Source organism: Sphingobium trunci (assembly GCF_022664535.1).
Taxonomy (GTDB): Bacteria; Pseudomonadota; Alphaproteobacteria; order Sphingomonadales; family Sphingomonadaceae; genus Sphingobium.
Window position 1 is genome coordinate 374,622 of record NZ_JAKUJY010000001.1, and the last position, 12,657, is coordinate 387,278.

General features: G+C 64.0%; 15 protein-coding genes. 9 read left to right on the forward strand and 6 right to left on the reverse strand.

What is annotated here, in order from left to right; all coding sequences use genetic code 11:
* Window positions 1–31 precede the first annotated feature (31 nt).
* On the reverse strand, window positions 32–391 hold the full coding sequence (locus tag MJ601_RS01685) for a DUF2794 domain-containing protein (protein WP_242122830.1): 360 nt from the start codon (window positions 389–391) through the stop codon (window positions 32–34).
* Entirely contained in the window at window positions 391–1,116 is a 726-nt protein-coding gene (gene epsC, locus MJ601_RS01690; RefSeq protein WP_242122831.1) for a serine O-acetyltransferase EpsC, read from the reverse strand. The genes MJ601_RS01685 and epsC overlap by 1 nt, the downstream gene beginning before the upstream one ends.
* A gap of 163 nt (window positions 1,117–1,279) precedes the next feature.
* Here epsC and MJ601_RS01695 point away from each other — a divergent pair, with 163 nt between their 5' ends.
* Both MJ601_RS01695 and MJ601_RS01700 read left to right on the forward strand, forming a co-directional pair.
* The gene (locus MJ601_RS01695) at window positions 1,280–2,053 is read left to right on the forward strand and encodes a sulfite exporter TauE/SafE family protein (RefSeq protein ID WP_242122832.1); all 774 of its coding nucleotides are present in this window, start codon (window positions 1,280–1,282) and stop codon (window positions 2,051–2,053) included.
* Between the two features lie 39 nt (window positions 2,054–2,092).
* Window positions 2,093–3,019 (forward strand): hydrogen peroxide-inducible genes activator, encoded by a 927-nt coding sequence (locus MJ601_RS01700; RefSeq protein WP_242122833.1) that lies wholly within the window; start codon window positions 2,093–2,095, stop codon window positions 3,017–3,019.
* A gap of 3 nt (window positions 3,020–3,022) precedes the next feature.
* Here the strand turns inward: MJ601_RS01700 and MJ601_RS01705 are convergent, their stop codons facing one another.
* The 3 genes from MJ601_RS01705 to pgsA are packed head-to-tail and all read right to left on the reverse strand — an operon-like array spanning window position 3,023 to window position 4,287.
* Window positions 3,023–3,463, reverse strand: coding sequence for a molybdenum cofactor biosynthesis protein MoaE (locus tag MJ601_RS01705; protein WP_242122834.1), 441 nt, complete (start codon window positions 3,461–3,463; stop codon window positions 3,023–3,025).
* Complete coding sequence (locus MJ601_RS01710; protein WP_242122930.1) at window positions 3,460–3,720, reverse strand: MoaD/ThiS family protein; 261 nt, start codon at window positions 3,718–3,720, stop codon at window positions 3,460–3,462. The genes MJ601_RS01705 and MJ601_RS01710 overlap by 4 nt, the downstream gene beginning before the upstream one ends.
* Before the next feature lie 3 nt (window positions 3,721–3,723).
* Window positions 3,724–4,287, reverse strand: coding sequence for a CDP-diacylglycerol--glycerol-3-phosphate 3-phosphatidyltransferase (gene pgsA, locus MJ601_RS01715; RefSeq protein WP_242122835.1), 564 nt, complete (start codon window positions 4,285–4,287; stop codon window positions 3,724–3,726).
* Between the two features lie 135 nt (window positions 4,288–4,422).
* Between pgsA and MJ601_RS01720 the strand changes: the two genes are divergently transcribed.
* Window positions 4,423–5,718, forward strand: a complete 1,296-nt coding sequence (locus MJ601_RS01720; protein ID WP_242122836.1) for an MFS transporter — start codon at window positions 4,423–4,425, stop codon at window positions 5,716–5,718.
* 10 nt (window positions 5,719–5,728) lie between these two features.
* Here MJ601_RS01720 and MJ601_RS01725 read toward each other — a convergent pair whose 3' ends face one another.
* Entirely contained in the window at window positions 5,729–5,926 is a 198-nt protein-coding gene (locus tag MJ601_RS01725; protein WP_242122837.1) for a hypothetical protein, read from the reverse strand.
* A gap of 104 nt (window positions 5,927–6,030) precedes the next feature.
* On the opposite strand from MJ601_RS01725, the gene MJ601_RS01730 reads away from it, so the two are divergent.
* The 6 genes from MJ601_RS01730 to MJ601_RS01755 are packed head-to-tail and all read left to right on the forward strand — an operon-like array spanning window position 6,031 to window position 12,641.
* Window positions 6,031–8,103 carry a transglycosylase domain-containing protein gene (locus MJ601_RS01730; protein ID WP_242122838.1) on the forward strand — a complete coding sequence of 691 codons (2,073 nt, stop codon included), beginning with the start codon at window positions 6,031–6,033 and terminating at the stop codon, window positions 8,101–8,103.
* A 15-nt stretch (window positions 8,104–8,118) separates the two neighbouring features.
* Window positions 8,119–9,504, forward strand: coding sequence for a hypothetical protein (locus MJ601_RS01735; protein WP_242122839.1), 1,386 nt, complete (start codon window positions 8,119–8,121; stop codon window positions 9,502–9,504).
* A 56-nt stretch (window positions 9,505–9,560) separates the two neighbouring features.
* Window positions 9,561–9,983 carry an iron-sulfur cluster assembly scaffold protein gene (locus MJ601_RS01740; protein ID WP_242122840.1) on the forward strand — a complete coding sequence of 141 codons (423 nt, stop codon included), beginning with the start codon at window positions 9,561–9,563 and terminating at the stop codon, window positions 9,981–9,983.
* A complete protein-coding gene (locus tag MJ601_RS01745) occupies window positions 9,983–11,803 on the forward strand; it encodes a monovalent cation:proton antiporter-2 (CPA2) family protein (protein WP_242122841.1) in 1,821 nt (606 codons plus the stop codon). Before MJ601_RS01740 ends, MJ601_RS01745 begins: the two co-directional genes overlap by 1 nt.
* The gene (locus MJ601_RS01750; protein WP_242122842.1) at window positions 11,800–12,126 is read left to right on the forward strand and encodes a DUF423 domain-containing protein; all 327 of its coding nucleotides are present in this window, start codon (window positions 11,800–11,802) and stop codon (window positions 12,124–12,126) included. Before MJ601_RS01745 ends, MJ601_RS01750 begins: the two co-directional genes overlap by 4 nt.
* A gap of 44 nt (window positions 12,127–12,170) precedes the next feature.
* The gene (locus MJ601_RS01755) at window positions 12,171–12,641 is read left to right on the forward strand and encodes a Fur family transcriptional regulator (protein WP_242122843.1); all 471 of its coding nucleotides are present in this window, start codon (window positions 12,171–12,173) and stop codon (window positions 12,639–12,641) included.
* The last annotated feature ends 16 nt before the right edge of the window (window positions 12,642–12,657 follow it).

Here is a 12,657-nt window from a genome sequence, read left to right on the forward strand (position 1 = left end):
GCCGGCATTGGCGTTCAGGGACAGGAACCGCCTAATCGACGACGATCTTGAGCAGGCGCCGTTCGACGGGGGCAAGCACGCCCTGAAGTTCCGCGCCGCGCTTCAGCACATTGCCCGCTTCACCGATCAGCGCCCACATACCCTGCCGGTGCCGCAGCGCCGGACGCTTTTCGATGCGGAATTCCGGACGCTCGGCGGTGCGGCGAAAGGCCGAGAAGATGGCCGCTTCGCGATGCAGGTCGATCGCATAGTCGCGCCAGTGACCGGCGGCGACCATGCGGCCATAGAGATCCATGATGCGCTGGAGTTCGAGACGTTCAAAGCCGGTCTGCCAGTCCCCCTTGCCCCCTTGCCGGGAGGGTGGCGACGGAAAAGGCGTCACATTGCTCATCAGGCGCGGCCGCGCTCCTTGAACAGCGGCCTGTCACCATCGCTCCGGCTTTCATCCGGCACCTGGTCCCGCTCCGCGAGCAATTGGGCAAGACGCTTCTGCAACTGCTCGACTTCGCACTGCAGCAGTTCCAGCTTCTGCTTTTCGGGGTCGAAGCAATCCGAACAAGGCGTACCATAAGGCAGGAAGTCGCGCTGATAGGCCGTCACATCGACCAGCATCGCCTTGGCCGGAATACCGACCATGGTCGCGCCTTCCTTCACATCCTTGGTCACCACGGCATTGGCGCCGACGCGGGCACGGGCGCCGACGCGAACCGGGCCCAGAACCTGGGCTCCCGAACCCACGATCACGCCGTCTTCCAGCGTGGGATGACGCTTGCCGGCAATGCCATTGGCGGGATCGGTGCCGCCCAGTGTCACATTCTGATATAGGGTGACGTCATCGCCGATCTCCGCGGTTTCCCCGATCACGGTAAAGCCATGGTCGATGAAGAAGCGCTTGCCGATAAGGGCGCCCGGATGAATGTCGTTGCCGGTCAGGAACCGGGAAAAATGATTCACCGCGCGTGCCAGGAAATACAGGCGGGCGTTATAGAGGCGATGGGCCACGCGATGGAAGGCCAGCGACCAGACGCCCGGGTAGAGCAGAATCTCGGCCCGGGAGCGCGGAGCGGGGTCACGGGATTTGACCGAGTCCAGATAAGCAACAAGATTGCGCAGCATTGAAGCGCCCCTAACCGAAACCGACCAGTCGGTACATAAGCGCAAAAGGATGATTTTTCCAGATGGGCGGCTATTTAGGCTTGTTCCAACAAAACAGAAAGTTTCTTGGCGCTCCTTGATATACCAATCAAGGCGGTAGACAAATCATAATAAAGGCTGGTGAATGAACGAATCCCTTGTCGCCTATTTCCTCGAAATTCTGCCTTTCATTCTGGTGGGTTTCGGTGCCCAGATGATCGACGGCGCACTGGGGATGGCCTATGGCGTGATTTCGAGCACGCTGCTGCTGGCGCTCGGCCTGCCGCCCAGCAAGGCTTCGGCCAGCGTTCATGCGGCGGAGACCTTCACGACCGGCGTGTCCGCGATCAGCCATATCGCGCATCGCAATGTAGACTGGCGGCTGTTCGCGCGTCTCATCATTCCGGGCGTCATCGGTGGCGTGACGGGCGCCTATTTGCTGTCCCATGTCGACGGCGCGGTGATCAAACCCTTTGTCCAGATCTACCTGACGACCATTGGCGTTTATCTGGTCTGGCGCGGCTTTCACTATCCGCCGCAGGCCCGCGATCCCAAATGGGTGGGGCCGTTGGGCCTGGTCGGCGGCTTCATGGACGCGACCGGCGGCGGTGGCTGGGGACCGGTGGTGACGTCGAACCTGCTGATCCAGGGGTCCAGCCCGCGTCATACCATCGGTACGGTCAACAGCGTCGAGTTCATCCTGACCCTGTCGATCAGCATCACCTTCCTGCTGCATCTGGGATGGGAAACCTTCACCACCTACACCGTCGGCCTGCTGATCGGCGGCGTGGTGGCGGCGCCCTTCGGCGCGATGCTGGCCCGGCGCGTTTCACCTCGCAAACTGTTTATTGCCGTTGGCACGATCCTGACGCTGACGTCGCTGTTCGGCATTGCCAAATGGCTTGGATATATCGGGTAAGCCGCTTATATTCCTTCCTCTAATCGAGGAAGGCGATCAATGTCGAGTTACATGCCCACGCTGAAGCAGCTGCAATATCTTGTGGCGCTCAAGGAGCATGGCCATTTCGGCAAGGCGGCGGACAGCTGCTTCGTCACCCAGTCGACCCTGTCGGCCGGCATTCGCGAACTGGAATCGCTGATCGGCATCACGCTGGTCGAGCGGACGCGGCGCGTGGTGCGCTTCACGGCGCTGGGCGACCGGATCGTGGACAAGGCTCACCGGGTACTGCGCGAGGCGGAGGAACTGGCCGCCATTGCCGAGGCATCGGGCAAGCCGCTGACGGGTGAACTGCGGATGAGCGTCATTCCGACGATCGCGCCTTTCCTGTTGCCCCATCTGCTACCCAGGCTGCGGGCGGAGCGGCCGGAGCTGAAACTCTATCTGCGCGAGGAAACGACGCAGGCAGCCATTGAATCGCTGCGGCATGGCAATGTCGATTGCGTGCTGCTGGCATTGCCCTTCCCCACCGGCGAACTGGACAGCGAGATGCTGTTCCAGGACCGGCTCTATGTCGCCTTCCCTCGCGACGATCCGCGCGACCCGCCGGAATGGATCGCTCCGGAGATGATCGACGAGACCAAGCTGCTGCTGCTGGAAGACGGGCATTGCCTGAAGGACCATGCGCTGGCAGCCTGCAACCGGCCGGAAATCCGGGCCAGCGCAATGATGATGGGCACCTCGCTCCACACCCTTGTCCAGATGGTCGACAATGGCCTTGGCATGACGATCATGCCGGAAATGGCGATTGCGGGCGGGATATTGAATCACACGCAGATCACCGCCCGGCCGCTGCGGTCGGAGCGTTCCCATCGGGACATTGCACTGGTATGGCGCAAGAACAGCCCGCGCGAGAAGGAGTTTCGCCTGCTCGCCGAACTGCTGCGGGATGCGGCGGAGGTGCCGAAGGTCAGCGAGGCGGCCTGATCGTCAGGTCCGCCAGCCCTGCGCCCTGGCATCATCCTCCGCGCGCGCCTCGACCCAGGTGGCACGATCGGCAAAATGCTCCTTCTTCCAGAAGGGCGCTTCCGATTTCAGCCAGTCGATCAGGAAAGCGCAGGCCTCAAGCGCCGCAGTGCGGTGGCGGGAGGCAGTGCCGACGAACACGATGCGCTCGCCCGGTTTCAGTCGGCCGTGGCGATGGATGACACGAACGCCCAGCAGCGGCCAGCGGGCCTTGGCTTCCTCGATAATCCGTTCGACCTGCAGGCTGGTCATCGCCGGATAATGTTCGAGCTCCAGGGCGATCAGACCGCCCTCCCCCCTCACGATGCCGGTAAAGCTGGCAACGCCGCCGCCGCCCGATGCCTCCAGCGCGGCCAGTTCGGCGGCGGGATCGAAATCCTGCGTCTGGATGGAAACGGCGCTCATCCGCCCGTCACTGGCGGAAATATCGCCAATTCCCCTGCATCGCCAATCGGGCTGTCGAGCGGGGTGAAACGCTGGTCGAGCGCGGCGCGCAGCCTGTCGGGCAGGGCGAAGGCCTCGGCATAGACGCCGCCCTGCGCCGCCAGACCTTCGATGAAGGCGCGGATCGTGACATCGGGCGCGGGACGCTTCACCACCTCCTCATCGCGGCCGATAGCTTCGCGGACCCAGGCGAAATAGACGAGGGTGAGACTGGCCATCATTCAGTCCATATGCTTGATGCCGACGCGCAGATAATCCCAGCCAGTGATGAGCGTCAGGATCGCGGCGGCCCAGAGCGTCGCTATGCCGACGGTCTGGACGAAGGGAAATTGCGGGACGGCTCCGGCCAGGATCAGCGCTCCCAGCGCGATCAACTGGAAAGTCGTCTTCCATTTGGCAAGGCGGGATACGGGCACCGAAACCTGCAGTCCGGCGAGGAATTCGCGCAGGCCCGATACCGCGATCTCGCGCAGCAGGATGATCATTGCGGCGACGATGTGCATCCCCGAAATGTCGCGTGTCGCCGCCAGCATCAGGATCACCGCGCCGACCATGATCTTGTCCGCAATGGGATCAAGGAAGATGCCCAGTTTCGACACCGTCCCCTGGGCGCGGGCAAGATAACCGTCGAAATAGTCGGTGATGCCCATCAGGCAATAAAGCCCGAAGGCCAGCATATAGCCGGTGGTCCAGCGCGCGCCGACCTCCGCAGGCCAGAGCAGGGCGACGAGCAACGGCACGGTCAGGATGCGCGAAAGCGTCAGCAAATTGGGCAGCGTCAGCATGGCGGCGGACTGCCACAGTCAGCGGCAACGCACAAGCGTTGCCATGGGCGCCAACGGACGGAGGGATTGGACAGACCCCGCATCAACAGCTAGACCCCCCATCGCCAATCCACAGCGAAGAAGACCCCCTACTCCATGCAAGCCTCGCTAAGGCTCCTTACCAAGCGACGTTTTCTGCCGCTTTTCATCACCCAGCTCCTCGGCGCCTTCAACGACAATCTGTTCAAGAACGCGATGGTGCTGTTCGTCGTCTATAGCGTCTATAACGACGAAAAATCGGAAACCTGGTTCAGCGCGCTGGCGACGGGGGTCTTCATCCTGCCTTTCTTCCTGCTGTCCGCGCTATCCGGACAATTGGCCGATCAGCGGGACAAGGCGACCATCATCCGCATCGTCAAGGCCGCGGAAATCGTTATCATGACGGTGGGCGCAACAGGGCTGGCGCTGATCTGGAGCGGTATTGCCGTTCACAGCCTGGCCATTCCGCTGCTGTTGCTTGCGCTGTTCGCCATGGGGGTACATTCGACCTTCTTCGGGCCGATCAAATATGCGATCCTGCCCCAGCATCTGCAGGATGAGGAAGTGCTGGGCGGGACCGGGCTGGTCGAGGCCGGAACCTATATCGCCATCCTGGCGGGAACGATTCTGGCCGGGATCATCCCGGTGCAGGCCGCGGCGGTCGGCATCATCCTGACTGCCGTGATCGGCTGGCTGGCGGGCCGCAAGGTGCCTGCGGCTCCATCCTTGCTGGCGCGGCAACCGATCGATTTCCACATCATCCGGTCGGCGGTCACGCTGGTCCGGGGAACGATGCATATCCGGCGGCTCTATCTGGCCATCATGGCGATCAGCTTCTTCTGGGCGGTGGGCACCATATTGTTCATCCAATTCCCGCCGCTGGTGAAGAATGTGCTGACGGCCGACAAATCGGTCGCCAGCCTGTTCCTGGGGATTTTTTCGATCGGCATCGCCATCGGTTCGGTCGCGATCAACCGGCTCCTGGGGGGGCATGTCTCGGCAAGATATGCGCCCGCTTCGGTGATCGGCATGGGGATCAGCATCATCGCCTTCCATATCGTGTGCGATCTCTGGATGGCGGGTTCCGACGGACGGATGCTTTCGCTCGCGGGATTTCTCTCCCATCCGCTGGCGATCCCCTTGTCGGTCTGCCTTCTGCTGGTGGCGACATTCGGCGGGATGTTCGTGGTGCCGCTCTACGCCTTCCTCACCACCACGGTCGAAAAATGCGAGGCGGCGCGCACTGTCGCCGCCAACAATATCGTCAATTCCGGCGCGATGGTGATCGGATCGCTGCTGACCATCAGCCTCAGCGTCGCCGGAATGTCGGTGGTGAACCAACTGCTTCTGGTCGCGGCGCTGTGCCTGCCCTGCGCAGGAATCGCCTGGACGCTGCACAAGGCCTGCGACTGAGGCCCGCCGTTCAGAAAATGAAGCTGTAGAAGGCCGTGAAGAAAGCGCCGAAGCTCAACATGAACAGCTTCCAGTCATTGTCGTCCGACGGTTGCGCAGGCGCACGGACGGTCGCCCCCTCCGACACCCGCAACACATGGTGCGGCAGCCGCTGGCGAAACGGATGGCGGGCGGACTCGCTCGTCAGGACAAGGGGCCGAGTTCTCATACAACGACTGTTAACGGATTCTTTACCATTTGGCCCATGGGATTCTTGGTTAAACATTGTCCCGCACAGGGACATGCTTGACTGTATCAGGCAAATAACACAGCATGACCGAAGCGATGAACGACCCTCTGCCTGACCTTCAGCCCGATGCCCTTCCACCGCGCGCGTTCGGGGCTGGCCCTCCCAGCGCCTTCGCGCCGCCCACCCCCTGGAAACGGCGGATGCAAATCGCGGGATGGATCATGGCGGGGCTGCTGGCGCTGCTGATGATCATCATCGGCTGGCTGGCGGTCACGGCGCCGCTTTCCCGGTCCCTGAAACCGATCGCCCCGCCCAGCATCAGCCTGATGTCGGCCGACGGTCATCTGATCGCCCGGCGGGGCGCCATCATCGACAGGCCGGTGACGGTCGCAGCCCTGCCCAAGCATGTGCCGCAGGCCTTCATGGCGATCGAGGACCGCCGTTTCTACAGCCACTGGGGCGTCGATCCGCGCGGCATCGCGCGCGCGGCATGGCATAATCTCTGGTCGGACGGATCGTCGCAGGGCGGCAGCACGATCACCCAGCAACTCGCCAAGGGCGTGTTCCTGTCCGCCGACCGGACCTTCGGGCGCAAGGCGCGGGAGGCGCTGATCGCCTTCTGGCTGGAGGCCTGGCTGACCAAAGACCAGATCATGGAGCGCTACCTCTCCAACGTCTATTTCGGCGACAATGTCTATGGCCTGCGGGCGGCGGCGCTGCACTATTTCAACCGCCAGCCCGAACGGCTGACCATCCCGCAGGCGGCCATGCTGGCGGGGCTGCTGAAGGCGCCCTCGCGCCTGGCCCCAACCACCAACCTGAAAGGCGCGCAGGAGCGTGCGGCGCTGGTGACGCAGGCGATGGTCGAGGCCGGCTATATCAGCAAGGCGCAGCGCAACGCCCTGTCCCCCGCCCGGCTCAATGTGCAGAATGCGCCCGATCCGACCAGCGGCACCTATTTTGCCGACTGGGTGCTGCCGCAGGCACGCGACCGGGCAGGCGCGGTCTATGGCGCGCAGAATGTCACGACCACGCTCGACTGGCGCATCCAGCGACTGGCGGAGGCCGCCATCCGCCGCGCCCCGCTGGGCAAGGCGGAAGCCGCGCTGGTAGCGATGAAACCCGATGGCAGCGTCGTCGCTATGGTCGGCGGCAAGGATTATGGCAAAAGCGCCTTTAACCGGGCCGTGCAGGCCAGGCGCCAGCCGGGATCGACCTTCAAGCTGTTCGTCTATCTCGCCGCCTTCCGCGCGGGCATGACGCCCGATGACATGATCGACGATACGCCGATCACCACCGGCACCTATCGTCCGGCCAATCATGGCGGTAAATATCGCGGGCGGATCACATTGCGGCAGGCCTTTGCGGCATCGAGCAACGTCGCGGCCGTACGGCTGACGCAGAAGGTCGGCGTCGACAATGTCATCAAGGTCGCGCGCGACCTGGGGGTGACCGCGCCGTTGACCGAGGATCTCAGCCTGGCGCTCGGCACCTCGGAAATCCCCCTGGTGGAATTGACCGAAGCCTATGCTGCCGTGGCGGCAGGCGCCTATCCGGTGCTGGCACATGGCCTGCCGCCGGAGGAACAGGGCTGGTTCGAGCGGCTGATGAGCCGCCAGAGGCATTTCAGCCACGATCAACTCCAGATGATTCGCGACCTGCTTTCTTCCGCCGCCAATCGCGGAACCGGAAGCGCGGCGGCGCTGCGGACCAGCACTTTCGGCAAGACCGGCACGACGCAGGACAGCCGGGACGCGATCTTCGTCGGCTATGCGGGCGGGCTGGTGACGGCGGTGTGGATCGGCAATGACGACAACACTCCCCTGCCCGGCGGCGCGGCCGGTGGCGGCGTGCCCGCCCGTATCTGGCGCAATTTCATGTCGGGCGCGATCAATGAGCCGGTCGAGGACGCGCCGGAGGAAACGAAGGACAGCGATCTCGTCAATGCGATCGCCAATGTCGCGAGCGAGGCGGGCCTCGGCAATATGAGCGTTGGCCTGGATACCCAGGGCGTGACGGTCAATATCGGCGGGGGACAGCTTCGCCTGCCGATCGATCAGCAGCCTCCCCCGGCACCCGGTACGCCGGGACCGCAGCCGGGGCCGCCGCCACGCGTCGTGCCCACCGATCCCGCGCCGACCGATCAACAGCCCTGACATGAGAGGCCCGGCATGAGAATGATGCGTCCAGTCCATGTCCTGGCTTTCCTGCCGCTGGTTGCGGCGATACTGCTGTCGCTCTCCTATTGGCCGGGCCTCGTCACCTATGATTCGGTGCGGCAATATGACCAAGCGTTGAGCGGTGCGTTCGACGACTGGCATCCGCCGATGATGGAAGCGATCTGGCGGCTCATCCTGCCCTTCTGGCCCGGACCGGCACCAATGCTGCTGTTGCAGTTGGGCCTCTATGCGGGAGGGATGGCCGGGCTGATCGTCTGGGCGCTGCGGCGGAACCGGCCGGGCGTAGCCTTTGGCCTTGGCCTGTGTGCGCTGCTTCCCCTGTCCGCAGCGCTCATGGGTGAGGTGCTGAAGGATTGCCTGATGGCGGGCGCCCTCATGGCTGCGACGGCGCTCATATTGCTGTCGCTGGAGAACCGGAACCGGATTGCGCGGATCGCCGCGGCCCTGCTGGTCTTCTTTGCGGCCACATTGCGGTTCAACGCCTTCCTGGCGGGCGTGCCAATCCTGCTGCTGGCCGCGGGTCCGGTCCTGCTCGCCTCCCGGCTCCGCATGACCGTCAACGCGGTCGCCATGGCGCTGCTCCTGCTGCTCGCCATGCCCTTGGCGAACCGGGCGATCGGGGCGGAATCGAGTGACGTCAATCTGTCACTAGTGATCTTCGATCTCGCCGGCATCACCGAATATTCCGGGCAGGATGCCTTTCCGCCGCTCAATGTCCGTCAGCCGATCCAGGTCGTCCGGTCCTGCTACACCCCGGTCAAATGGGACAGTTTTTCCTGGTGGGTCGATCCCCTCTGCCCGCTCAATTTCGAGCAGGTGCGGCGGGCCTTCCATGCCAGCCATGTGAGCGCCATGCCCTTCTGGGTCGGGCAGATCATCCGGCATCCCGTCGCCTATGCGCGGCACCGGCTGGCGCACTGGAACATCAATGCCCGCTTTCTGGTCCATGATGAGGTGGAACGGCCGTTGCAGCGGGAATCGGCACCCAATGACTGGAACTTCCATGTGACGGAAAATGCCGGGCTGGACTTCGCTGACAGGGCGGCGGTCAAGAGTGCCGATACGCCGCTGGGCTGGCCCTGTGTCTGGATGGCGCTTGCCTTCGGGCTGATGCTGGCGGCGCGGCGGATGGCTTCGGCGCGGATCATCTGGATGCTGGCCGGATCGGCGCTGTTTTACGGCCTTGGCTATGCGGTGTTCAGCGTGGCGTCGGAGCTGCGCTATTATCTCTGGACCATGATGGCCGCCAGTATGGCGACGGTCGTGACGCTGGGCGACCTTCCGGCGCTGCCGCATGCGCAGCGATGGCGCGCGGGGCTGGGAATGGCCGCGCCCGCCTTTGCCGTAGCCCTGATCGCCGCCCTTGCGCGGCTGTGACAAAACATGGGCTTGCGCCCTTTCTCATGGACGCATCCTGCCCTACATGGATCGGAATGAACGCCCCCCTCTACAATAAGGACATATTGCGGCTGGCCGCGAATATTCCCCATCACAGGCGACTGCCGGACGCACAGGCGAGCGCGGAGAAACGCTCCCCCACCTGCGGATCGCGGGTAACGGCGGATGTCAGGATGGAGGCAGGACGGCTCGTTGAAATGGGGCTGGACGTGAAGGCCTGCGCGCTCGGGCAGGCTTCCGCCGCGCTGATGGCGGCGCAGGCGATCGGGCTGACGGCGGATGAACTGGCAGAGGCGCGGGATCGGCTGACCGCCTATCTGGCGGGGGAAAGCGACGATCTGGATTTCTGGCCGGGGCTGGCGGTGCTGGCTCCTGCGCGCGGCTATCCGGCACGCCATGCCTCGATCCGCCTGGGCTTCGAGGCCATTGCAGAGGCCGCGCGGATGGCGGACGCCTGATGCAGGGTTCGGCCGCTATCGTCACTGCCGCACCTGTTTCGGCCACGGATGTCCTCCTGTCCGAAGGCGTCATCCTGCTGGGCGCCGCGGTTTTGTTCGTCATGCTGTTCCGCCGCTTCGGGCTGGGCGCGGTGCTGGGCTATCTGGTCGCGGGCGCGCTGGTCGGACCGCAGGGTCTGCATCTGGTGGGCGGCGCTGAATCGAAGCTCGCCATTGCCGAGATCGGGATCGTGCTGCTGCTGTTCCTGGTCGGGCTGGAACTGCATCCGGCGCGGCTCTGGCGTTTGAAGCGCGACATATTTGCGCTGGGTATGGCGCAGGTGGTGTTGTGCGGATGCGCGCTGACTGCGATCATCTTCTACACCACCGGATTTACATGGGGAGCGGCGATCGCGCTCGGCCTTCCCCTGGCCCTGTCCTCCACGGCGCAGGTCCTGCCGGGCCTGAAAAGCAGCGGCCGGATCAATTCACCCTTCGGCGAAAAGGTCTTTTCGATCCTGCTGTTCCAGGATCTGTCGATCGTGCCGCTGATCACCATAGTCGCTGCCTTGTCGCGCAATCCAACGGATGCAGCCGGCCCTCCCGGATGGATCATGGCGGGCTATACGGTTGCCGCCATCGCCGGACTTGTGCTGACCGGGCGGTTCATCCTGCGCCCGCTATTGCATCTGGTCGGGCGGCTGGGGGAGCGGGAACTGTTCGTCGCGGTCGGACTGTTCACCGTTCTGGCTGCCGCCGCGCTGATGCATGCGCTGCATCTTTCGACCGCGCTCGGCGCCTTTGTCGCGGGCGTGATGCTCGCCGACTCGCCCTACCGGCATGAGATCGAAGCGGATGTGGAGCCGTTCCGCTCGATCCTGCTCGGCCTGTTCTTCCTGGCAGTGGGCATGGTGCTCGATCTGCGCACCGTGGCTGCCTATCCCGTTTTCGTCATCGGCATGGCGGCAGCGCTGGTCGTCACAAAGGCCGCGCTGATCACTGGCCTTGCCCGGCTGTTCGGCATGGAACGGAATCAGGCGATCGGCGCGGGGCTGCTGTTGAGCCAGGGCGGCGAATTCGGCTTCGTCCTGTTCACCCAGGCTCAGAATGCCCTGCTGATCGCACCGCAGGCCGCCAGCCTGTTCAGTGCCGTCGTCACCTTTTCCATGGCGACGACGCCCTTTCTGATGCTGTTCGCGCGAAGGCTGGAATTCGCGAGGCCCAAGGAAGGGTTGGACCTGCCCAAGCCCGACGACGCCCCCCGCGGGACAGCGATCATCGTGGGCTATGGCCGCTTCGGTCAGACCGTTGCGCAGATGCTGATGGGCCACGGCTTCGGCGTGGTGCTGATCGACAAGAAGCCCTCCCAGATCGAAGTGTCCAGCCGCTTCGACATGAAGGTCTATTATGGCGATGGCACGCGGGTCGACCTGCTGCGCCGTTCCGGTGCGGAAGAGGCGCGGCTGATCGCCTTCTGCATCGACGACCCGTCGCTCGACTCAAAAGTCTTGGAGCCGATAGCGGAGGCTTTCCCGCAGGCGGCGCTGCTGGTCCGTGCCTTTGACCGGCGGCAATTGCTGGCGCTCAAGGACATGGACCTCGCGGCCGTGGTCCGCGAAGTGTTCGAATCCGCCATCTGCATGGGCGTGCAGGCGATGCAGGCCCTGGGCGTCCCGCATGAGGAGGTCGAGGAGGTCGAGCGCCAATATCGCCAGAATGACGAGCAGCGGATGGCGGTTCAGATCGAGCATGGCAATTTGCTCGCAGCCAAAGAACTGATGTATCGACCCGGCAGGCGCATGCGGCTGATGGCGCGGGGCGATGGGGAGGAAGAGGCATGATCGGGGTTCTGGCGGCGCTGTCGGCCGCTCTGGCGATTGCTGCAGGCGCTTTCGGCGCGCATGGGGCAAGCAGCCCGCAGGCGGCGGAGTGGCTGCGCACCGGCGGAATCTATCAGTTGATCCATGCGGTAGCGGCGCTGGCAATCATGGGTGTCGCGCGCGGCCAGGCCGCACTGCTGCTGGCCGGCGCGGCGATCTTTGCCTTCACCCTCTATGCCATGGCCCTGGGCGCACCCAAATGGCTGGGCGCTGTAACTCCGATCGGGGGAAGCCTGATGATTGCGGGCTGGCTCTGGACAGGCTGGGCTTATTGGCGGGGCTGAACGCTCCCCTTGCTCCCTTCATTCCCCAAGCCTAGATTGCACTTATGGCCGATCACCACCAACACGACCATCATGAACCGTCAGGCGATAGCCTGGCCGATGCAGCCCGTGCCACGCTGGAGGCGAGCCAGGAACAATGGACGCCGATGCGCGCAGCCATTTTCGACGCGCTGGCGGCGGAGGAAACCCCTGCCTCCGCTTACGACATCGCCGATACCGTGTCGAAGGCACGGGGCAAGCGGGTGGCGCCGAACAGCGTCTATCGCATCCTCGACCTGTTCGTGAGCAACAATATCGCCATGCGGGTCGAAAGCGCCAATGCCTATATCGCCAATGTGCATCCGGGCTGCCATCACGACTGCATCTTCCTGGTGTGCAGGAACTGCAAGCAGGCGACGCATGTCGATGATGACAAGGTGACGGACAAGGTCCGCGCCGTCGCCCGCTCCGAAGGTTTCCAGCCCGAACGCCCCGTCATCGAGATATTGGGTACCTGCGCCAAGTGCGCGGCATGATGCAGACGTTGCGCTT